This is a genomic window from Acuticoccus kandeliae, from assembly GCF_003073115.1.
In genome coordinates this window covers 480,795-501,618 of the sequence record NZ_QBBV01000004.1, presented here as the reverse complement: position 1 = coordinate 501,618, position 20,824 = coordinate 480,795, and the positions used below count along the sequence as shown (strand labels likewise).

The following is a 20,824-nucleotide window of genomic DNA, read 5'->3' as shown; positions in this document are numbered from 1 at the left end:
TTTGGGGCGCCGTCCCACGACGCTTAGTCCTCGATCCAGAGGGCGTGGAAGTCGGCCCAGGCGGCCGGCTTCATCGGCGTGAACGCGAAGCCCTTCACCGCATCGCGGTGGGCGAGCTTGGAGTTGCGCAGGTAGCCGAACACTTCCGGCTGGTCGGCCGTGATCATCTCCTGGACCTTCGCGTACATCGGCGCGCGCTCGTCCCAGCTCGCGATGGCGCGGGCGTCGGCGATGAGCTTCGAGACCTCGGGATTGTCGTAGAAGCTGATGCCGAACCACTGGCCCCAGGCGCTCTTGGTGAACTGGTAGGCGACGTTGTCCGGGTCGGTGGAGAAGGTGGAGGTGAAGAGGCCGGTCATGTGGGCCGCCGTCTCCGGGCTCTGCGCGCTCGACACCATGTTGGCCCACAGTGTCGGGACGATGTTGACCTCGATGTTCAGCGGCTTCAGCGCGTCGAGGAGGAGGAGGCCGACGCGGCGCGTCTCGTCGTTCACGTTCTGGTGGACGTAGTTCAGCGTGATCCCGCCGTCCGGATAGGCGGACTTGGCGAGATATTCCTTCGCCTTCTCAAGGTCCTGGCGCGGGAAGCCGTCGACGTCGATGTGGCCGTTGACGATCTGCGGGAACGGGCTCGTCATCAGGATGGCGTCGCCATCATAAAGGTCGATGAAGGACTCGTAGGGGAAGGCGTAGGCGATCGCCTTGCGCAGGTTCAGGTCCGCGACCGGGCCGTTCTGCGTGTTGAACTTGATCGCGAAGGCGCTGTTGCCGGGATTGTTCTCGATGACGATGCCGGGCGCGTCGCGAAGCTGCACATAGTCGGCCTGGCTGAGGCCCTCGGCGAAGTCGACCTCGCCCGTCTGGAGCGCGGAGCGCTGGGCCGACGGCTCGCGGATGATGCGGTAGATGACCCCGCCCGGCGCCTTGTCCGCACCCTGCGGCCAGCCGTTCCAATAGGTCTCGTCCGATTGGAGATAATAGTACTGGTTCTGCTCCCAGCGGGCGATCTTGAAGGGGCCGGAGCCGGCGGTGTTCTCCGCCATCCAGGCCTGGCCCATGTCGCCGTCGACGGCGTGCGGCTCGATCTCCTTCGGGTTGACGATCATCCACCAGGGGAGGAACCCGGCGAAGCTCGCATAGGGGACGTCGAGCTCGAACTTCACGGTCTCGGGGTCAACGACCGACACGCCCTCGGGGGAGAGGACGTCCGCGAGCATCCACGAGACGGCCTTGTTGATCTGGAGCGCGCGGGCGAACGAGTAGCGCACGGCTTCGGCGTCGATCGGGTCGCCGTTCTGGAACTTGGCGTTCGGGTCGAGCTTGAAGGTCCAGGTCTTGGCGTCGTCCGACATCTCCCACGAGGTCGCGATCCAGGGCACCAGCTCGGCCGGGTCGCCCTCATACTTGATCAGCGGCTCGTAGATCATCGACTGCACCAGATGGTGCGGGTTGTCGTAGCGCTGGTGCGGATCGAGGTTCGTGACCGGGGTGCGGGCGCCCCAGACGATGACCTTCTTGCCGTTGACCGTTTCGTAGGCGTGCGCCGGGGCGACCGGGCCCGTCACGATCGCGGCGAGCGCGATCGCAGCGGCGGCGGCGGCGAGGCCCCGCCGGCGAGTGAGGACCGTCATTTGCTGGACATCTCCTGTTCAACCAAGCTGGATTCGCGGAGCGCCGCGCTGGCCTCCGGGTCGATGCGTCCGTCGGCGCCGATGACGACGCGATAAATCGCGCGGGCCGCCTCGGCGCTGATATAGTCGCCGTCGAGATCGAGCTGGACGGCCTCGATCGGGCGCTCGGCGGGATGGCCGAACCCCGCGCCGCCGCCGACCTGTACCTCCACCTGAACGTCGAGCGCGGTGAGCGGCACCATCGCGCCCTCGCCGAGGCTCGTCTCGGTGCCGGTGTCGACGTCGTAGCGGGTGCAGCGGGCGGGAACGCCGTTGCGGCCGCCGAAGAGGCCGTCGGCGATGAGGCCGACGCCCTTCGGATAGAAGTTGGAGTTGACGTTCGCGGCGTCCGGGCGAAGCCGGCGGAAGCGCACGCGCTGGCCGAGACCGCCGCGCGTGCGGCCAGCGCCGCCGGAATCGGTGACGAGCATCTTCTCGATCATGAGGACCGGGGCGCGCGTCTCCATGATTTCGACCGAGCCCGTTGCCGCGCTCGTCGGCCACAGCATCGCCGACTTGCCGTCGCGCATCTGCGAGGCGCCCTGGCCGCCCCCCATGAAGACGTGCTCGTTGAAGAAGCGCGTCCCCTCGTTGCCGAAGAAGGAGATGTTGGTCGGCAGGCCCGTGAAGGCGCGCACCTTTTCGGGCAGCGCGCCGCCGAGCGCCTGGAAGAAATCGCCGCAGATGTAGGCGCCGGTGATGTGGCGCAGGCCCACCGCGACGGGGCGGTCGCAGTTCAGCATGCTGCCCGCCGGGGCGGTGATGGAGAGCGGCCGGTAGGCACCCGCGCAGGCCGGGACATGGGGCGACAGCAGGCACTTGATCGCGAACTGCGTCTCCGCCTCGGTGTAGCGCATGGTGCAGTTGAGGCCGCCGAAGGGGAGCTGCGCCGGCGCGCCGTCATAGCGGACCGAGAGCGTGTCGCCCTTGACGTCGACCTGCACGGGGAGCGTCACCTTGTGGCCCGCGCTCGTGACGTTGATGGCGTTCTCGTAGGTGCCGTCGGGGATGGCCTCGATCGCGGCGCGCATCGCCGCCTCGGCCCGGTCCTGTACGATGGTGACGAGCTGCTCGAAGACGTCGAGCCCGTACTCGTCGAAGAAGTCGTGGAGCCGCGCCGAGCCGAGCGTCGCCGAGGCGACCAGCGCGTCGAGATCGCCGAGCACCTGGTCGGGATTGCGCACATTGCCGGCGATCATCGCGACGAGATCGTCGTTCGGCACGCCCGCCTTCGCGAACTTCAGCGGTGGGATGTAGAGGCCTTCCTCGTACATCTCGCGGGCGCGCATCCGGTCCTTGGTGCCGCCGATGTCGCTCACATGCCCGACCGCGCCGACGAAGGCGACGACCTCGCCGTCCCGGAAGACGGGCATCGCGATCGCGATGTCGAAGAGGTGGCCCGCGCACGCCCACGGGTCGTTGGTGATGAGGATGTCGCCCTCTTTCAGCGACTGCGGGGGATGCGTCTTCAGCATCTCCTGCACGGCCGTCATGAGGGTGATGTTGAAGATCGGCATCGCCCGCGGGGAGTGGGCGAGGGAGTTGCCGTCCTTGTCGAGGATCTCGCAGGCGAAGTCCTGGCACTCGCCGATGATCAGCGAGAAGGCCGTGCGGATGACCGTCGTCCAGCACTCCTCGGCGATGGTGACGAGGCGGCTCCAGAGGATCTCGAGCGCGATCGGGTCGTCCTCGAGCGAGGTCTCGCGCCCGGCGACGCTCGCGACACGCTCGGGGAGCTGGATGACGAGATTGCCGGCGGCGTCCGCCGTCGCGTGTGAACCCGGCGGAAGGATCGTGGCGGACTCGTCCTCCAGCACCACCGCGGGGCCGGCGATGGTGTCCCCTTCGCGAAGGCCGTAGCGGTCGTGGACGGGCGCTTCGACGAGGCCCGCGCCGGGGAAGTAGAGCTGGCGCACGGGCTTCGTGACGCCTTCGGGCGCCTCGCGCACGATGCGGGCGAAGGCGGCCGAGCGCGACGGGGCGGCGCAGATCACCGACCAGTTGCTCGCCTCGAGGCCGAGGGCGGACGGCTCGCGGCCATAGAGGCGGGTGTATTCCGCGACGAACGCCTCGCGGATCGCCGGAATGCTCTGCGGGCCGAGGCGTCCGGCCGGAAGGGCGACCTTGATGTCGTGGATCTGGCCGACGAGGCGCAGCTCGACATGGCGCGTCACGGTGACCGCGTCGGCGTCGATGCCGGCCTCGTCGAGGAACTGGCGCCCGTCCGCCTCGAGGTCGGCGAGGAGGGAGCCGATCGCGGCGAAGTCCGCCTTGTCGAGCGTCGTCGGATGGGACCGCGTCGCCTCGTTGGAGATGGCGCCGGCGAGGAAGCCGAGCGCCGAGGCGACACCGGAGGCGGGGGGCACGATGACGGTGGGCGCGCCGATCAGCCGGGCGACCTCCACCGCGTGGGACGGTCCCGCCCCGCCGAAGGCGATCATGGCGAACCGGCGCGGGTCGTAGCCCTTGCCGACGATGTGGACGCGCGCCGCGCTCGCCATCGTCTCGCAGACGATGGAGAAGACGCCCCAGGCCGCTTCCAGCACGCTGATGCCCATCGCGTCGGCGAGCGGCTGGAAGGCGGCCTCCGCCTTCGCGCGGTCGAGGATCATGCGCCCGCCGAGGAAGGCGTCGGCGTCGAGATGGCCGAGGAGGAGGGAGGCGTCCGTGACGGTGGGCGCGGTGCCGCCGCGGCCGTAGCAGGCCGGGCCCGGATCGGCGCCGGCGCTTTGCGGGCCGACCTTCAGGAGGCCGAGCGCATCGAGATGGGCGATCGAGCCGCCGCCCGCGCCGATCTCGATCATGTCGACGACGGAGGTGCGGATCGGCAGGCCGCTGCCGGGCTTGAAGCGGTCCTCACGCCCGGCCTCGATGAAGGGGGCGACCTCGGGCGCGCCGTCGACGATCATCGCGAATTTCGCGGTGGTGCCGCCCATGTCGAAGGCGATCACGTCGTCGCGCCCGGCCGACTTGCCGAAGGCCGCGGCGGCGATCGCGCCGCCGGCGGGGCCGGATTCCAGGAGGCGGACGGGGAAGCGCGTCGCCATCTGCGCCGTCGCGAGGCCGCCGGAAGACTGCATCAGGCGGAAGCGGCCGGTGAAGCCGCGCGCGGCGAGCGCGGTCTCGATGCGCGTGACGTACGGGCCGACGAGCGGTTGAACGTAGGCGTTCGCCGTCGTGGTCGTCGCCCGCTCATATTCGCGGATCGTCGGCGAGGTCTCGCTGGAGAGGGAGATGAGGAGGTCGGGGAATTCGCGTGCGGCGATCGCGGCGACCGCGCGCTCGTGCGCGTCGTTGGTGAAGGCGTGGAGGAAGCAGACGGCGACGACGGTGCAGCCCGCGTCGGTCGCCGCCTGGAGCGCGGCGCGGATGTCGGCCTCGTCCGCCGGGGTGACAATCTCGCCCGTCGCGGCGATGCGCTCGTCGATCTCGAAGCGCAGGTGGCGCGGGACGAGCGGGGCGGGGAAGGTCAGGAAGAGGTCGTGGATGTCGTAGCGCTGCTCGCTCGCGGTCTCGATGACGTCGCGGAAGCCCCGCGTGGTGAGAAGCGCCGCCTTGGCGCCGTTTCGGGTGATGACGGCGTTGGTGACGATCGTCGTGCCGTGGATCACTTCATCGACGTCGGCAAAGTCCGCGCCGGAATTGGCAACGATTGCCTCAAGTCCCTTCAGCGCGCCTTCAGCGGGATCGTGCGGCGTCGACAGATGTTTGTAGACCCAGAGATCGGATGTCTCGCGATCGAGCATGACAAAATCGGTGAACGTCCCACCGATATCGAATCCGATACTGTAGCGTTTGGTCACAGAGCCATCCGTAAGAGTGCCACAACTGCGGGAACGGGCGTCCGTTTGGGAGCCGGGCGTTGGGGCGACAGTGCATTGCCTGTCCAGTTTCGCCGAGCGTGCTGGACAACACGGCCAACTGTCAAGATAATGAACTTAAAAGAGGCGAAATAATGAACGAGATGGACGTCGAGGACGCGCCCGACAGCGCGGCGGTGGATGACGAGGCGGTGCTGGTCGCGACCCGGATTCGCGAGCTGCGGCGCCAGCGCGGCTGGTCCGTGCAGGAGCTTGCGGAGCGGTCGAAAGTGTCGGTCGGCATGATCAGCCAGCTTGAGCGCCGCATGGGCAATCCGTCGCTGAAGACGCTGACCAAGCTGTGCCTCGCGCTCGACGTGAAATTCGCCGAACTCGTCTCCCAGTCCGATCCCGAGGCGCGCTTCGTTCGACGCAAAAATGCCCGGCCCTTCTTGGATTTCGGGCCGGAACACTTCGCGAAGGAGATCCTGTCGCCAGTCCTCGCGACGGCCTTCCAGATGATGATCCTGCACGTTCGCCCGATGGGGCGGTCCGGTGAGACGCTGGTCTCCTACCCGGCCGAGAAGGGCGGCCTCGTCATCGAGGGGGAGATCATCCTGCGCGTCGGGAACGAGGAATCGCGCCTGCGCGAAGGCGACTCCTTTCAGTTCAACGGCGCTGAGCCGCACAGCATCCGCAACGAGCAGGACGTCGAGGCGCGGGTCCTCTGGATCATCGCGCAGTCGCGGCCCGATGCCCACATCTGAGCGCCGTAATTCATTATAATGATGATGCGCGGCGCATACTCTCAATGAAAAAGACGCATGCCTGACCTGAGCTCGATCCTGCATCCCGACTTCGCGGCCGAGCCCTATTGGTGGCAGAGCTACCGGCCGCAGGAGGGCGAGGCGGGCGATTTGCCGCGCGAGACTCCGGTGCTCATCGTCGGCGCCGGCTATACCGGCCTCAACGCCGCGATCGCGCTCGCCGACCGCGGGATCCTCGCGACCGTCATCGACGCCGACCTTCCGGGCGCGGGGGCGAGCACGCGCAATGGCGGCGGCGTCAGCGCGGGCGTCAACACCGGCAAGACCTTCACCGGCAAGCGGATGGCCTATCCGAAGGCGATGCAGGCTGCGATCGCCGCCGACAGCACCGCCGCCTTCCAGCACATCGAGACGATCATCGAGCGGGAGGGCATCGCCTGCGACTGGAAGCGCACCGGCCGCTTCGTCGGCGCCTGGACGCGCAAGCATTTCGAGCAGCAGAAGGCGCGGGCGGCCGCCGACCAGGCCTCCGGCGGGCAGGGCCTCGAGGCCATTCCGCGCGAGCGCCAGCGCGAGGAGATCGGCAGCGACCTCTATCATGGTGGGCTCGTGGTGCGCCGCTCGGGCGCGCTGGATCCGGCCCTCTATTATAAGGGCCTCCTCGATGCGTGCCTGCGCCGCGGGGTGAAGGTGTACGCCAACGCCGCGGCGACCGGGCTCGCGCGCGAGGGGGGAGGCTTCCGCGTCACCACCGCGAAGGGCACGATCCTCGCCGACAAATTGCTCGCCGCGACGAACGGCTACACCGGCACGCTCTTCCCGGCGCTCCGCCGGCGGATCGTGCCGATCGCAAGCCATGTCATCGCGACCGAGCCGCTCGACCCGGCGATCGCCGCGTCGCTGAGCCCGAAGGGCCGCACGCTCTCCGATTCCCGGCGCGTCCTCTGCTATTATCGCGTGAGCCCGGACGGGACGCGCATGGTGTTCGGCGGGCGCGCGCGATTCACCGCCGTCGACCCGCGCATGGCGGGCGCGGTGCTGCACGGCTTCATGCTGAAGCGCTTTCCGCAGCTCGCCGGCACGCGCATCACGCACTCCTGGTCCGGCTTCACCGGCTTCACCTTCGACGCGCTGCCCCATGTCGGGATGAAGGACGGCATCCACTACGCGCTCGGCTGCAACGGCAGCGGCATCGCGCTCCTCTCCTATCTCGGCGCGAAGGCGGGGGAGATGCTCGCGGGCGACCCGCGTCCGATCTGCGGGTTCGACCGGGAGGCGTTTCCGTCCCATCCCCTCTACACCGGCAACCCGTGGTTCCTGCCGGCCGTCGGCTCGGCCTTCCGCACGCTCGACGAGATGGAGCGCCGCCGCGACGGGTGAGGGGGCGTCGGGCGGGCCGCGGGGAGGATCGATCCGCGGCGCCGCCATGCGATCAGCCGGCCGGGTAGGCGGGCGGGGTGGGGAAGGGGCCGCGCGCCGCCTCGATGGCGCGCGCGAGCTGGAGGACGCGCCCCTCGGCGAAGCGTGGCCCGATGATCTGAAGCCCGATCGGCCGCCCCTCCGATGAGAGGGCGATGGGGAGGGTGATCGCCGTACCCATCGCAAGATTGACCGGGTAGCCGAACGGCGTCCAGGCGCGCGGGTCCGGGAGGTCGGCGAAGGCGGGGGGCACCCACTCGGTCGCCGGCACGCCGGTGGTGGCGAGCATCGGCGTCACGAGCAGGTCGAAGCGGCGGAAGAAATCCTCGTAGGCGCGGGCGAGGGTGCGCCGGGCATCCTGCGCGCCGAGATAGGCGTGGAGGCCGACGGCCGCGCCCTTGTCCGCCGTCGCCAGGAGATGCTCGCCGACGAGCGTGCGCTGGTCCGCATCATAGGCGCGCAGCGCGTAGCCGAAGCCTGACTGGAAGAGCGTGTTGTAGGCGCCGATCGGGTCCGCCGCGTCGGGGTGCGCCTCGCTGAGGCTGACGCCGAGGTCCGCGATCATCGCGCCCGCCGCACGGATGGCGGCGACGATCTCCGGCTCGACGCGCGCCGCATAGCCGAGGTCGGTGGAGAGCGCGACCTTGAGGCCCGCGACCGGCGCGTCCTGCGCGTCGAGCCAGTCGGGTGCGACGGGGGGCAGCGCGTCCGGGTCGCGCGGGTCGGGCGCGGCGATGATGGAGAGGAGCAGCGCCGCGTCCTCGACCGTGCGGGTGATCGCGGCCGGCGTCGCGAGTGCGCCCGCCGCGCTCGGCGGGAAGGCGGGGACGCGCCCGCCCGTCGGTTTCAGCCCGACGACGCCGCAAAAGCCCGCCGGGATCCGGATCGAGCCGCCCGCGTCGGTGCCGAGCGCGGCAGGGACGTAGCCCGCCGCGACGCTCGCCGCCGCGCCGCCGCTCGACCCGCCGGAATTCATCGCCGTGTCCCAGGGGGAGCGCGTCGCGCCGGTGAGGGGGCTGATCGTCAGCGGCCCGGCGCCGAACTCCGGCGTCGTCGTGATGCCGACGATTACCGCGCCCGCCTCCCGCGCGCGGGCGACGGCGGGGGCGTCGGCGGCGGCCGGCGTCTCCGGCGTTGCGCGCGAGCCGCGGCGGAACGGAACGCCCGCCACGCACAGCGTGTCCTTCACGGTGATCGGGATGCCGTCGAGCGCGCCCGTCGGCGTGCCGTTCGCCCAGCGCGCGGCGGATGCGGCGGCCGCCTCCATCGCGCTCTCGCGGGTGAGGCGCACCATGGCGTTCAATTCGCAGTCGATAGCCTCGATGCGGGCGAAGACCGCCTCGGCGACGGCGACGGGGGTCGTCTCTCTTGCGCGATAGGCGGCGATGAGGTCGCCGATTGTGGCGAAAGCGGGGGTCATCGGCCGGCCCTTTCTTCGGCGGCGCGGGCGGCGGCGAGGCGCACGGCGGCGAAGAGGTTCTGGTAGCCGGTGCAGCGGCACAGATTGCCGGAGAGCGCCTCGGCGATCTCCGCCTCGCTCGGCGCCGGGCACTCGTCGAGGAACTCGGTGAGGCGCATCAGGAAGCCCGGCGTGCAGTAGCCGCACTGGAGGGCGTGGCATTCATGGAAGGCCGCCTGGAGGTGGCCGAGCGGCCCGTCTCCGGAGAGGCCCTCGACCGTCGTCACCGCGCGCCCGTCCGCCTGGACGGCGAAGGTGAGGCAGCTCCGGACCGACACCCCGTCGAGCGCGATCGTGCAGGCGCCGCACACGCCATGCTCGCAGCCGATATGGGTGCCGGTCGCCCCGGCATGGCGGCGCAGGAAGTCGGCGAGGAGGAGGCGCGGCTCCACCGCCGCGCGCACCGGGCGGCCGTTGACGGTCACCTCGATGTCGATGGTCGCGCTCATTGCGTGTTCTCCTCGATGGCGGCGCGGATCGCGCGGGCGCTCTGGGGCAGCGCCGCGACGTCGACCCCGAGGGGCGCGAGTGCGTCGGCGATGGCGTTCGCGAGCGCCGGGACCGCGCCGATGGTCCCGCTCTCGCCGACGCCCTTCACGAGGCGCTCGCCCTCCGCGCTGTGCAGCGCCTCGACCACGATCTCGGGCACATCGAGGCTGCGGGGGATCTGGTAGTCCATCAGGCTGATGGAGAGCGGCTGGCCGTCCTCGTCGTAGCGGACCTCCTCCATCAGCACCTCGCCGAGCCCCTGGACGACGGCGCCGTGGACCTGTCCGTCGACGAGGGCCGGATTGATCATCCGTCCGCAATCGTGGACGACGACATAGCGCTCGACCGCCACCTCACCGGTCGCCGGGTCGACGAGGACGCTCGCGACATGGACGGCGGAGGCGACCTCGGTGGAGGGCGTGTCGTGGCTCTCGGTCGCGGCAAGGCCGCCGGTCGCGGCGCCGATCTCGGCGAAGGAGAGGCCGAGCGCCGGAGCGCCCGCGACGTGCGCGCGGCCGTCGGCGAGGACGATGTCGCCCGGTGCGCATTCCAGCCGCTCGGCCGCGGCGGCGGCGATCGCCTCGCCGAGCGACCGGCCCGCGCGCGCCACTGCAGCGGCGGTGATCACCATGCCGCGGCTCGCGAAGGTGCCGGAGCCGGCCGGGGTGTCGCGCGTGTCGGTGGTCTGCACGGCGACGGTGTCCGGCGCGATGGCGAGCGTCTCGCACAGCACCTGCGTAAAGGCGGTGGCGCTCCCCTGGCCGATCGCGGCCTGGCTCGTCGAGGCGCGGATCCGGCCATCGGCTTCGAGGCGGACCGCCGCCGTCTCGAAGCCCGGCACGCGGAAGAGGCCGCGCTGCTGGTAGCGCACCGACCCCATGCCGGTCTGCTCGGTGACGACCGCGAGGCCGACGCCGCGCCGCCGCCCGTCCGCCGCCACCGGTTCGGCGCGGAGCGCGTCGACATCGGCGACCGCGAGCGCCCGCTCCAGGGCCGGGAGGAAGCAGCCTTCGCGGATCTCGATGCCGAGCACGTTCTTGAACGGAAAGGTTGTGACGAGATTGCGCCGCCGCACCTCGGCCGGGTCGAGGCCGAGATGGCGCGCGATGCGGTCCATCATCCCCTCCACCGCGAAGCAGGCGAGCGGGGCGGAGACGCCGCGATAGGCACCGGTCGGGCACGTGTTCGTCGCGACCGCGCGGGTTCGGTAGCGGAAGTGGGAGAGGCGATAGGGGCCGGGCATGTTGCGCGGCGCGCCGTTGGCCTCGAAGCTCGCCCCGAAGGGCAGCGTCGGATAGGCGCCGATATTGACGAGGACATCGGCATCGAGCGTCTGGACGACGCCCGCGTCGTCGAAGCCGACGCTCACCGCGTAGCGGTGGTCGCGGGCGTGGGCGCTCGTCAGGAAGTCGTCATAGCGGTCCTGCAGCCACTTCACCGGGCGGCCGAGATGGAGCGCGGCGGCGGCGACGGCCATCTCCTCCGGATAGACGACCGCCTTCATCCCGAACCCGCCACCGATGTCGGGCGTCACCACCTGCACGCGCTCGGGGTCGAGCCCCAGATGCTCCGCGAGCGTGGTGCGCACGATGTGCGGGATCTGGGTCGAGGACCACATGGTGAGCCCGTCCGCCCCGTCGGGCGTCGCGATCACGCCGCGCGGTTCGATCGAGACGGCCGCCATCCGCGCCGCGCGGAAGGTCGCCGAGAGGGTGTGCGGGGCGGCGTCCGCCGCGGAGGCGAAGCCGGGGGATTCGAAGGCGGTCTCGAAGAGGACGTTGCCGGGCTCGAAGAGGCGCGGGGCATCGTCCGCCGCCGCGATGCCGGCGTCGGAGACGGCGGGGAGCGGGTCGATGTCTGGCAGGACAAGCTCCGCCGCGTCGAGCGCCACATAGGGGTCCTCGGCGAGGACGAGGGCGACGGCATCGCCGACGAAGCGGACGCGGTCGCCGACGAGCGCACTCCGCGTGGTGGCGACGAAGCCCGGCCGCTCGGTGTCGGCGACGATCGGCTTCAGCCGCGGCAGGTCGGCGGCGGTGAGGACGGCGACGACGCCCGGGAGGGCGAGCGCCTCTTCCGTGTCGATGCCGTTCAGGATCCCGTGCGCGAGGGGGCTGCGCACGAACGCGGCATGGAGCGTGCCGGGGCCGGGGTCGAGATCGTCGAAGAAGCGGCCCTTGCCGCGCAGGAGCGGCTCGTCCTCGACGCGGGGGAGGGAGGCGCCGATCCCGTTCGCACTCATCGTGCGTCCTCCGTGTCGGCGCCGATCCGGGCGAGGAGGCGCGCGATGAGCGTCGGCACGACGCGCTCGGCATGGCGCGTCGTTTCGTCGTCGGCCGCGAAGGGGCGGTCCGCGAGGTCGGCGCGATAGGCGGCTTCGATGTCGGCCCCGTCGGCGAGGGCGGCCTCGACATGGGGAAGGCGGATCGCGTGGTCGTCGAGCCCGGAGGCGGCGACGCGCGCGGCGCGGATGCGGCCCTCGGCGAGGCTCGCGCGGATCGAGACGAGGGCGGTGGCTGCGCCGCCGCGATGGTTGCGCGCCTCGGCGAAGGCCATCCGCTCGCCGGCGCGCAGCACCGGGATCGAGACGGCGGCGAGGATCTCCCCGGCCTCCACCGCGGTCACCATCGCGGCCACCAGAAACTCGTCGATCGGCACGGTGCGCGCGCCGTCCGGCCCGACGATCCTGAGGGTGGCGCCGAGGGCGAGGGCGGCGTTCGGGGAATGGGCGAGCGGATAGGCGTTGGCGAGGCTGCCGCACACCGTGCCGCGATTGCGCACGGTCGCCGGCCCGGCATTGGCCAGCGCCTCGGCAAGGAGGGGGGCGTGGGTGCGCACCAGCGGATCATTCTCGGCGGCGCGCTGGCGCACGGTCGCGCCGACCGTGAGCGTCTCGCCGTCGAGGCTGATGGTCGAAAGGTCGGCGCAATCGTTGATGTCGACGAGCGCGGGCGGCCGGGCGAGGCGAAAATTCATCATGGGCACGAGGCTCTGCCCGCCGGCGAGGATGCGGGCATCCTCCCCTTCGGCCGCGAGCATCGCGACCGCCTGTTCGAGGCTCCGGGCGCGGCGATAGCCAAACGGGGCAGGCTTCACGGGCGTCGAACTCCAAGGCGGCATCCGAGGGGTACCGAGCCACCCCCGCAATGCAAGACGGCCGGCGGACGCGCCGCCGGCCGGTGGGTCAGGCGATCAGCGCGCGCCGAGCGCGGCGACGGCGGCATCGGCGATCGAGGTGTCGACGAGCGCCTCATAGGGCACGTCCTTCGTGACGTCCCCGTGCTCGCGATAGACGTCCTCGGAGAATTCGAAGACGTCGCGGTCGAGGCCGCCATTGGCGCCCCACACGCCGAGCTTCGTCATCTCTTCCAGCACCTTCGCGGTTCCTTCGACGTCGTCGATCTTCAGGCGCGCGGCCATCACCTTCGCGGCTTCCTCCGGTTCGTCCATGATGAGGCGGACGCCCCGCAGCGCCTCGCGCAGGAAGATCTCCAGCGCGGCGCGCTTGTCCGGATCGGCGAGCTCGCGCTCCATCACCGGCAGATAGACGAAGCCCATCTTCGGGAAGTCGTCGACGATGGCGCTCACCGACTCAAGTCGCCCTTCGGCAAGGCCCGTCATCATGAAGCGCGTGTCGAGGAGGGTGGCGTCGACGGTGCCGGCGGCGAGCGCCTGGTAGCGGGCCGCGTAGCCGCCGACGGACATGAACTGCGCGCTGTCCGGGTCGATGCCGTGCTTCTTCATCGCCATCTGCGGCAGCGACTGGACCATGCCGCCCACCGAGGAGATCGCCCAGCGCTTGTCGGCGAGGTCGGCGAGGCTGTCGCCATAGCCGGGCTTCGCGACGATCTGATAGTCCACCACCGGCTGCCAGGAGCCGATGATCTTGATCGGCGCGCCCGACACGAAGGCCTGCATGATCGTGTTGGGGCCGATGAAGGTGGTGTCTGCCTCGCCGGTGATGACGGCGCGGATGCAGTTGGTATCGCCGGTGACGACCGCCTCGTTCACCGTGAGGCCCGCCTCCTCGTACCAGCCGAGATCCTGCGCGATGAAGAAGGGCAGGAGATAGGGCGAGGCCGCGGTCGGCATCACGAAATCCATCTCATAGTCGGCCGCGTGCGCCGGTGCCCCGGCGCCCGCCATCAGCAGCGTACCCGCGACAAGACCAAGGAACGTCCGTCTTCCAGCCATCATGACAAGGCTCTCCTTCGACAGATGCGCGACATGGCGCGCGTGGGTGGGGGCGGCGGGGCCGCCGGGTAGGGTTCAGGGACGCAAAGAGAGGGGGGCGCTGTCGCGGCCGGCCGGCGTCGCCAGCGGCTCGTTCACGGCGTCGTAGCCATAGACCCACTTGTGATCCATGGAGCTCTTGCTCCACTCGTTGCGATGGGATTCGCGCTGGATGCGCGCGGTGCGCTCGAACCGGCTCGCCTCGTAGAGGGCGAACGCGGTCGCGACGTCGGACGCCTCGTCGAGCGCGCGGGCGAGCATCGCCCCGTCCTCGATCGCCATGCCGGCGCCCTGGCCCATGTGGGGCGTGGTCGCGTGGCAGGAATCGCCGAGGAGCACGGCGTTGCCCTCGCTCCACGGGGTGAACGGGTCGCGCTCCAGCATCGCCCAGGACGAGATCTCGTCCGCGGCCTCGATCATCGCCTGCACTTCGGGGTGGAAGCCCTCGAAGGCGGCGCGGACCTCTTCCTTGCTCGCGGCGCGGGGGGAGAAATCGGAGTGCTCCCAGACCGCCGGAACGCCGGTCACGAAGTAGAGCTCGTCCCGCCGTTCGCTCATGAAATAATTGAGGAAATAGCGGTCGGGCGCCCACCATTTGGTGTTGTCGACGATGTCGGTTCCGCCGAGGCGCGCGGTCGGGAAGATCGCGCGGTAGGCGATGAGGCCGTGATAGTGCGGCGCGGCCGCGCCGAAGAGGGCCTCGCGCACCTTGGAGTGGACGCCGTCGGCGCCGATCACGATGTCCGCCTCGGCATTGGTGCCGTCGGCGAAGGCGAGCGTGTTCGCCTCGCCGCGGGTCTCGAGGCCGACGAGGCGCTTGCCGAAGACGAGCGTGTCCGGATCGAGCGCACCGACGAGGACCTCCTGGAGGTCGCCGCGGTGGAAGGCCATGAACGGCGCGCCATAGAGGGCGACGAGGTCGTCGACCGGCACGGTGAAGAGGATCTCGCCGCTCTGCCATTCGCGGCTCAGCTTGGTGCGGGGTCGCACGCCGACCGCGGCAAGCGCGTCGCCGAGGCCGAGGCTTTCGAGCACCCGCATCCCGTTCGGGGCGAGGTTGATGCCGGCCCCGACGCGCGCGAAGGCGGGCGCCTGATCGTAGACCTTCACGGGGAAGCCCGCCCGCTGGAGGAAGATCGCGGCCGTCACGCCGCCGATGCCGCCGCCCACGATCGCAACGCGGGGCTTGTCCTCCAACGCGGGTCCGAGCCGGGTCGAGAGGCCGATCCTATTCACCACTGCCATGTCCTTGCCGCCAGCCGGTCCAGCGCCGCTCGAGCATCATCACCGCGCCGGACAGGACGATGCCGAGGGCGCCGATGACGATGATGGCGACGAACATTTTCGCCGTCTGGAACGTGTTTCCGTAGTCGATGATGATGCCGCCGAGGCCGCTGACCGCGGTAAAGAACTCGGCGACGATCATGCCGATGATGCCGAGGCCGAAGCCGAGCCGGATCCCCGCCATGATGAAGGGAAGCGCCGCCGGCAGGATGATCTTGAAGAGCACCTGGCGCTGCGACGCCGAATAGGCGCGGCCGACATCGACGAGCGTGCCCTGCACGTCCTTCACGCCGGCGAAGGTGTTGATGATGATCGGGAAGATCCCGACGGAGACGACGATCACCACCTTCGCTGTGAGGCCGAGCCCGCACCACAGGATGATGAGCGGCACGAGGGCGATGCGCGGGATCGCATTGAGGCCGTTGACGTAGGGGTCGATCGCGTACTCGACGACGCGCGACAGGCCCATCGCGAGGCCGATCACCATGCCGCCGACGATCGAGATCACCATGCCGATGGTGAGCGGGATGAGGCTCTGGACGAACGCCTTCTGAAGCTCGCCGGTCTGGAGGAGCTCGATCGAGGCGGAGAAGATCGCCGTCGGGTAGGTCATGAACAGCGGGTCCATGTTCCGCCCGACGATCTCCCACAGGATCAGGAAGACGATGATCGAGGCGGTGCGGACGAGGTTCGGGTAGACGAGGAACAGCTCCTTGACGGGGATGCGTTCCCAGCGCGCCTCAGGCGCGTCGACGGGCCTGTCACTCACCGTGTCCCTCCCGCAGAAGTTCGCGAAGCTCGCTCTCGATTTCCTTCAGCTCGGGCGCCGTCCGGGAGAGGCGACCCTCCGCGCCACGGGCGCGGGGCGGGATGTCGATGATGCGCTTGATGGTGCCGGGTGAGGGGGTGAACACGACCACGCGGTCGGAGATCATCACCGCCTCGGCGATGGAATGGGTCACGCACACGACGGTGTTGTGGGTCGTGGCGAGGATGTTGATCAGCTCTTCCTGCAGGATCTCGCGCGTCTGCGCATCAAGCGCGCCGAACGGCTCGTCCATGAGGAGGAGGCGCGGATCGCGGGTGAGGGCGCGGGCGATGCCGACGCGCTGCTGCATCCCGCCGGAGAGGGCGTGGGGGTGGTGCTGCTCGAACCCGGCGAGGCCGACGAGGCGGATATAGCGCTCGGCGACGTCGCGGCGCTCCGACAGCGGGACGCCGTCAAGCTCCATCGGGAAGGCGACATTGTCGATGACGGTGCGCCAGGGGAGGAGGCCGAAATGCTGGAAGACGAAGGCCTTGTCCTTGCTCGGCCCCGTCACCGGCTTGCCGTCGAGGAGGAGGCTGCCGCTATCGGCCTTGCCGAGGCCCGCGATGATGCGCAGCAGCGTGGTCTTGCCGCAGCCCGAGGGGCCGAGGAGGGTCACGACGGAGTTGGGCGCGACGTCGAAACTGATGTCGGACAGGGCCGTCAGGCTGGAGACCGGCCGCCGGCGGCCGAACGAGACGGCCGTCTTGCGGTAGGTCTTGTGAAGCCCGCAGATCGACAGGCGCGACTCGGGCGGCATCGTCGTTGCACCGCCTCCGCCGCCGTCCGGGGCCTCATTCACCCGCTGATCCATTCACGCCACTCCTCGGGAATTGTGCAGCCCGCTGGCCGAGGAGCCGGCCAACGCATCATGTTCACAATAGTGCAACACATTCACGAGGAGGACAATGGATTTGAGGAATATCAATTCGCAATCTGATCGGACGGAATGACGCGCCCATCGCGCGTCATCGGCACGTCGTCGACAAAGAAGGAGCAGTTGCGCATCGGGATATCGAGGTGGCAGCGCGTCTTGCGGCCATTGCCCGGTCCCGTCGAGAACAGGAAGTTGCCCGCGAAGGCGCGCCCTTCCATGCCGATCGTCGGGTGCTTGTCGTAGAGGCCCATCGCCGTCCAGCGCGCCCGCTTCTGCAGGCCCCAGCCGAGATGGGAGATGGCGAAGGCGTCGGGCTCGTTGAAGTCCTCGATATATTGCCGCATGAAATCGGCCTCGAAGCCGCCCTCGATCCTGGTGATGAGGCCCTTCTCGATCGTCAGATTGATCGGGCTCTGCACGTAGGATTTGAAGGGCAGGATGATGTCGCCGGGCGCGAGCACCACGGTGCCCTCGGCGGTGTCCCGGTTCGGCACGCGCGCGACGAAGCCGCTCGGCCAATGGTCCCAGCGGCCCGGCTCGTCGACATAGCCGTATTCCGCGGTGATCGGGTTGTCGCCGATCTCGGCCCGCAGATCGGTGCCGGCGGCGGAGGTGACGCGCATTGTGCGGCCGGCATGGAAGGCAGCCTTCGCGGCGAGGACGCGGCGGCGGTCGTCTTCGGTCGGGACGAGGCGGACCAGCGTCTCCGGGTCCTCGTAGGCGAGCAGCATCCGCGTGCCGGAGGCGAGCACCTCCTTCTGGCCGGGCGTGAAGAGGAGAAAGACGAGGTCGATCACGAGGTCGGCCGCCTTCATCGCCTCGATCGCGACCGGGTTGCCGTCGATCGGCGACGCGCCGGTGACGGCCGTCGGGTCAGTGCCGAGCTGGGCAAGGTCGAACACCGGCGGAATGTCGAGGCGGACGACCACCGCGCCGAGATCGGAGGCGGCGTGGGTCGCGGCCGCGATGAGATCGGGATTGGAGTTGACCGACGTCAGAATGACGACCCGCTCGCCCGCCTTGAGCTTCGACAGCGTGAGGACCTCGCGCCAGGCGGCGGTGTGCTGGATGTGGGTGACGGGCATCGGCATCTCCGTTGGAGCGGCGCGGACCGAGGGCGCGCCGCTGGGCGAGACGCCTCCTTTTGAGGCGTCGGTTGTTGCATATTATGCAACTCATTCACTATTGACTGCAATGTCTCACCGCCGATCGCGCGATTGACCCTCGCGGGACGCGGTGACTAACGTGCTGGGGTGCGGCCGACGATCCTCGTGGTTCGACACCCCATGCCGGAACGCTCGGAGAGATTTTTTGCCTTCAGCCGCAAAGGATGGCCGCAAGTCCAAGGGGAGCGGCGGTGCCACCGCGCGGGGCGCGCCCGTGAGCGAGGCGGCCGCGCTGCCGCTCGCCGCCGAGGATCTCGGCGACAGGAACGGCCGCGACAAGGGTGACGAACGCCAGGGCATCCAGTCGATCGAGGTCGGCGCGATCCTCCTCGAGGTGCTCGCCCGCTCGTCCGGCCCGCTCTCGCTGCGCGACCTCTCCGCCGAGGCGGGCATGACGCCTAGCAAGGCGCACCGCTATCTCGTGAGCCTCATCCGCTGCGGCCTCGTTGAGAAGGAGCCGGTGAGCGGCCACTATGATCTCGGCGGCATGTCGCTGCGCCTCGGCCTCACCGCGCTCAACCGGCTCGATGTCGTGCAGATCGCGACGGAGGAGGTGCGCACCCTCAACCAGCAGCTCGACCTCACGAGCTTCCTCGCCGTCTGGGGCACGCACGGGCCGACGGTCGTCGCGCTGCGCGATTCCTCCGAGCTCGTGATCACCAGCATGAAGGTCGGCGCGAACCTGCCGCTCTTCCGCTCCGCCACGGGCCGCGTCTTCCTCGCCTACATGCCGCGCAAGACGGTGGCGCCGTTCGTCGAGCGCGAGCTTCAGTCGAGCTTCGCCCAGCTCCCCCAGGCGCGCGTGCGCTCGCTCGCCGATGTCGACGACGTGGTGAGCGAGGTCCGCGCCCGCCGTCTCGGCGCGACCTATGGCGACGTGGTCCCCGGCCTCAGCGCGCTCGCCGGGCCGATCTTCGACCATCAGGGGCAGCTCGTGGCGGCGATCGGGGTGATCGGCGCGTCGAAATCCGTCCAGCCGGAGGAGCCGAGCTCGCCGACCGAGATCCTCCTGAAGGCGGTCGACGGCGTCTCCGAGCGGCTCGGCTGGTGGCACCACGCGCCGGGCGAGAGCTACGTGGAGCGCATGGAGGCGCACGCGGCGGGGGCCGAGTAGGGGCGCTGCATCGAAACGATGCGGCAAAGTCATTTCTGCGGCCGGGCACGGGGTGAGAGGGTCCTGCGATCTTCGACGCGCTGAGGACCCTCGACCCGTGCCGGATTCCGACCCCTCCTGGGATGAGTTCATCACCCTGTTCCGCAGCTCCGGGCTGAGCCTGCCGGAGGACCGCCTGCCGGTCCTCTTCGCCGCCTTCCGCGAGGTGCGGGCCTGGGGCGAGACGATCCGCGCCTACGAGACCGTGCCGGGCGACGAGCCCGCGAACGCCTACGCCGTCGCCTCGATCCTGCGGGCGGGGGAGGGCAGCGCGTGAGCGGCGATCCTTCAACCTGGCCGGTCGCCGAGGCCGCCGCCGCCATCGCCGCCGGCACGCTGTCGCCGGTGGAACTCGTCGACGCGACGCTCGCGCGGATCGAAGCGCACGACGGGGCACTCAACAGCTTCGTCACCCTCGCCGCCGACAAGGCCCGCGCCTCCGCCCGCACGGCCGAGGCGGAGATCCGCGCCGGCCGGCATCGCGGGCCCCTCCACGGCATCCCCTTCGCGACGAAGGACAACTATGACAGCGCCGGCATCCTGACGGCCTGCCAGTCCCACATGCGCCGCGACCATGTGCCGGCGAAGAGCGCCGTCGCGATCGAGCGGATGGAGGCGGCGGGGGCGATCCTCATCGGCAAGTGCGCGACGGCCGAATTCGGGACGGGTGGCCCGAGCCCAGGAATGCTCTTCCCGCCCGCGCGCAATCCCTGGGACGGGGAGCGCTACACAGGCGGATCGTCCACCGGGTCCGGCGCGGCGGTGGGGGCGGGGCTCCTGCGCATCGCGCTCGGCTCCGACACCGGCGGCTCGGTGCGCGGGCCGGCCGCCTTCTGCGGCGCGGTCGGCCTCAAGCCTACCTACGGCCTCGTCTCGCGGCGCGGCGTCTTCCCGCTCTCCTACTCGCTCGACCATTGCGGGCCGATCACGCGCTCGGTCGAGGACGCGGCGATCGCGGTCGGCGGGATGGCGGGTCCCGATCCCCTCGATCCCGCGAGCGCGATGGTGGAGGCGGGCGACTATCGCGCTGCGCTCGGTGCCGGTGTCCGGGGGCTGCGCGTCGGCTATCTGCGGTCCTGGCCGGCGAAGGACCCGATCACCGATCCCGAGGTGCTCGCCGCGCTCGACGCCGCCGCCGACACCTTCCGCGATCTCGGCGCGACGGTGGAGGAGGCCGCCTTCGAGGACGAGGACATCTTCCTGGCCGTCGGACGCACGATCCTGATCGCCGAATATTACGCGATCCACCGCGAGACGCTGTTGCGCTGCCCCGAGCTCTACGAGCGGCCGGCGCGCGAGCGGCTGATGGTCGGCGCCTTTGCCCGCGGGTCGGACTATGTCGACGCGCTGCGCGTGCGGCGAAAGCTGGCGCTCGCCTTCAACCAGTCCGTGATGAGCCGCTATGATGTGCTCCTCACCTCCACCGCCGTCCGCCCCGCCTGGCGCTTCGACGAGATGCCGGACGAGCCGATGCACATGCTCGGCCTCACGACCTACGCCTTCAACATCACCGGCAATCCCGCGATGTCGATGCCGTCGGGCTTCAGCGCCAGCGGATTGCCGCTGTCGCTCCAGCTCGTCGGGCGCATGTTCGACGAGGCGACACTGCTGCGCGCCGGGGCCGCCTATGAGGGGGCGACAAACTGGCTGGCGCGCCGCCCGCAGCTTGCTGTCTGAGGGTGGATTCGCCCGCGCATCT

General features: G+C 70.1%; 16 protein-coding genes. 5 read left to right on the top strand and 11 right to left on the bottom strand.

The genetic code is table 11. The features are described from left to right. Positions 1–23: 23 nt before the first annotated feature. Both DBV35_RS25475 and DBV35_RS25470 read right to left on the bottom strand, forming a co-directional pair. Entirely contained in the window at positions 24–1,631 is a 1,608-nt protein-coding gene (locus DBV35_RS25475) for an ABC transporter substrate-binding protein (RefSeq protein ID WP_108663194.1), read from the bottom strand. Then, positions 1,628–5,473, bottom strand: coding sequence for a hydantoinase B/oxoprolinase family protein (locus DBV35_RS25470; protein WP_245944088.1), 3,846 nt, complete (start codon positions 5,471–5,473; stop codon positions 1,628–1,630). The genes DBV35_RS25475 and DBV35_RS25470 overlap by 4 nt, the downstream gene beginning before the upstream one ends. A gap of 152 nt (positions 5,474–5,625) precedes the next feature. Here DBV35_RS25470 and DBV35_RS25465 point away from each other — a divergent pair, with 152 nt between their 5' ends. After that, positions 5,626–6,237 (top strand): helix-turn-helix domain-containing protein, encoded by a 612-nt coding sequence (locus DBV35_RS25465; protein ID WP_108663192.1) that lies wholly within the window; start codon positions 5,626–5,628, stop codon positions 6,235–6,237. Positions 6,238–6,294: 57 nt separating this feature from the next. Beyond that, positions 6,295–7,617, top strand: coding sequence for an NAD(P)/FAD-dependent oxidoreductase (locus DBV35_RS25460; protein WP_108663191.1), 1,323 nt, complete (start codon positions 6,295–6,297; stop codon positions 7,615–7,617). A 52-nt stretch (positions 7,618–7,669) separates the two neighbouring features. Here the strand turns inward: DBV35_RS25460 and DBV35_RS25455 are convergent, their stop codons facing one another. The 9 genes from DBV35_RS25455 to DBV35_RS25415 all read right to left on the bottom strand — a co-directional run bounded on the left by DBV35_RS25455 (position 7,670) and on the right by DBV35_RS25415 (position 17,891). Then, positions 7,670–9,076, bottom strand: coding sequence for an amidase family protein (locus DBV35_RS25455; protein ID WP_108663190.1), 1,407 nt, complete (start codon positions 9,074–9,076; stop codon positions 7,670–7,672). Continuing rightward, positions 9,073–9,564, bottom strand: a complete 492-nt coding sequence (locus DBV35_RS25450) for a (2Fe-2S)-binding protein (RefSeq protein ID WP_108663189.1) — start codon at positions 9,562–9,564, stop codon at positions 9,073–9,075. Before DBV35_RS25450 ends, DBV35_RS25455 begins: the two co-directional genes overlap by 4 nt. Continuing rightward, positions 9,561–11,846, bottom strand: a complete 2,286-nt coding sequence (locus DBV35_RS25445) for a xanthine dehydrogenase family protein molybdopterin-binding subunit (RefSeq protein WP_108663188.1) — start codon at positions 11,844–11,846, stop codon at positions 9,561–9,563. The genes DBV35_RS25450 and DBV35_RS25445 overlap by 4 nt, the downstream gene beginning before the upstream one ends. After that, on the bottom strand, positions 11,843–12,700 hold the full coding sequence (locus DBV35_RS25440; protein WP_157961975.1) for an FAD binding domain-containing protein: 858 nt from the start codon (positions 12,698–12,700) through the stop codon (positions 11,843–11,845). Before DBV35_RS25440 ends, DBV35_RS25445 begins: the two co-directional genes overlap by 4 nt. A 96-nt stretch (positions 12,701–12,796) precedes the next feature. Further along, positions 12,797–13,798 carry an ABC transporter substrate-binding protein gene (locus tag DBV35_RS25435; RefSeq protein WP_205648869.1) on the bottom strand — a complete coding sequence of 334 codons (1,002 nt, stop codon included), beginning with the start codon at positions 13,796–13,798 and terminating at the stop codon, positions 12,797–12,799. Between the two features lie 75 nt (positions 13,799–13,873). Next, positions 13,874–15,082, bottom strand: coding sequence for an FAD-dependent monooxygenase (locus tag DBV35_RS25430; RefSeq protein WP_205648868.1), 1,209 nt, complete (start codon positions 15,080–15,082; stop codon positions 13,874–13,876). Then, positions 15,066–15,890 (bottom strand): ABC transporter permease, encoded by an 825-nt coding sequence (locus tag DBV35_RS25425; protein ID WP_108663184.1) that lies wholly within the window; start codon positions 15,888–15,890, stop codon positions 15,066–15,068. The genes DBV35_RS25430 and DBV35_RS25425 overlap by 17 nt, the downstream gene beginning before the upstream one ends. After that, complete coding sequence (locus DBV35_RS25420; protein WP_205648867.1) at positions 15,883–16,743, bottom strand: ABC transporter ATP-binding protein; 861 nt, start codon at positions 16,741–16,743, stop codon at positions 15,883–15,885. The genes DBV35_RS25425 and DBV35_RS25420 overlap by 8 nt, the downstream gene beginning before the upstream one ends. 110 nt (positions 16,744–16,853) lie before the next feature. Then, the gene (locus DBV35_RS25415; RefSeq protein WP_108663469.1) at positions 16,854–17,891 is read right to left on the bottom strand and encodes a 2,5-dihydroxypyridine 5,6-dioxygenase NicX family protein; all 1,038 of its coding nucleotides are present in this window, start codon (positions 17,889–17,891) and stop codon (positions 16,854–16,856) included. 295 nt (positions 17,892–18,186) lie between these two features. On the opposite strand from DBV35_RS25415, the gene DBV35_RS25410 reads away from it, so the two are divergent. From DBV35_RS25410 to DBV35_RS25400, 3 genes are all read left to right on the top strand, one after another. After that, positions 18,187–19,086, top strand: coding sequence for an IclR family transcriptional regulator (locus DBV35_RS25410; protein ID WP_170135039.1), 900 nt, complete (start codon positions 18,187–18,189; stop codon positions 19,084–19,086). 97 nt (positions 19,087–19,183) lie between these two features. Then, complete coding sequence (locus DBV35_RS25405; protein ID WP_108663182.1) at positions 19,184–19,402, top strand: hypothetical protein; 219 nt, start codon at positions 19,184–19,186, stop codon at positions 19,400–19,402. Beyond that, positions 19,399–20,802 (top strand): amidase, encoded by a 1,404-nt coding sequence (locus DBV35_RS25400; protein WP_108663181.1) that lies wholly within the window; start codon positions 19,399–19,401, stop codon positions 20,800–20,802. Before DBV35_RS25405 ends, DBV35_RS25400 begins: the two co-directional genes overlap by 4 nt. Positions 20,803–20,824 lie beyond the last annotated feature (22 nt).

What these genes read in the sequence shown, in the direction of transcription:
- DBV35_RS25420 (WP_205648867.1), bottom strand. Translation starts at nt 16,743, where the DNA reads ATGGATCAGCGGGTGAATGAGGCCCCGGACGGCGGCGGAGGCGGTGCA.
- DBV35_RS25415 (WP_108663469.1), bottom strand. Translation starts at nt 17,891, where the DNA reads ATGCCCGTCACCCACATCCAGCACACCGCCGCCTGGCGCGAGGTCCTC.
- DBV35_RS25460 (WP_108663191.1), top strand. Translation starts at nt 6,295, where the DNA reads ATGCCTGACCTGAGCTCGATCCTGCATCCCGACTTCGCGGCCGAGCCC.
- DBV35_RS25465 (WP_108663192.1), top strand. Translation starts at nt 5,626, where the DNA reads ATGAACGAGATGGACGTCGAGGACGCGCCCGACAGCGCGGCGGTGGAT.
- DBV35_RS25430 (WP_205648868.1), bottom strand. Translation starts at nt 15,082, where the DNA reads ATGGCAGTGGTGAATAGGATCGGCCTCTCGACCCGGCTCGGACCCGCG.
- DBV35_RS25455 (WP_108663190.1), bottom strand. Translation starts at nt 9,076, where the DNA reads ATGACCCCCGCTTTCGCCACAATCGGCGACCTCATCGCCGCCTATCGC.
- DBV35_RS25435 (WP_205648869.1), bottom strand. Translation starts at nt 13,798, where the DNA reads ATGGCTGGAAGACGGACGTTCCTTGGTCTTGTCGCGGGTACGCTGCTG.
- DBV35_RS25450 (WP_108663189.1), bottom strand. Translation starts at nt 9,564, where the DNA reads ATGAGCGCGACCATCGACATCGAGGTGACCGTCAACGGCCGCCCGGTG.
- DBV35_RS25445 (WP_108663188.1), bottom strand. Translation starts at nt 11,846, where the DNA reads ATGAGTGCGAACGGGATCGGCGCCTCCCTCCCCCGCGTCGAGGACGAG.
- DBV35_RS25475 (WP_108663194.1), bottom strand. Translation starts at nt 1,631, where the DNA reads ATGACGGTCCTCACTCGCCGGCGGGGCCTCGCCGCCGCCGCCGCTGCG.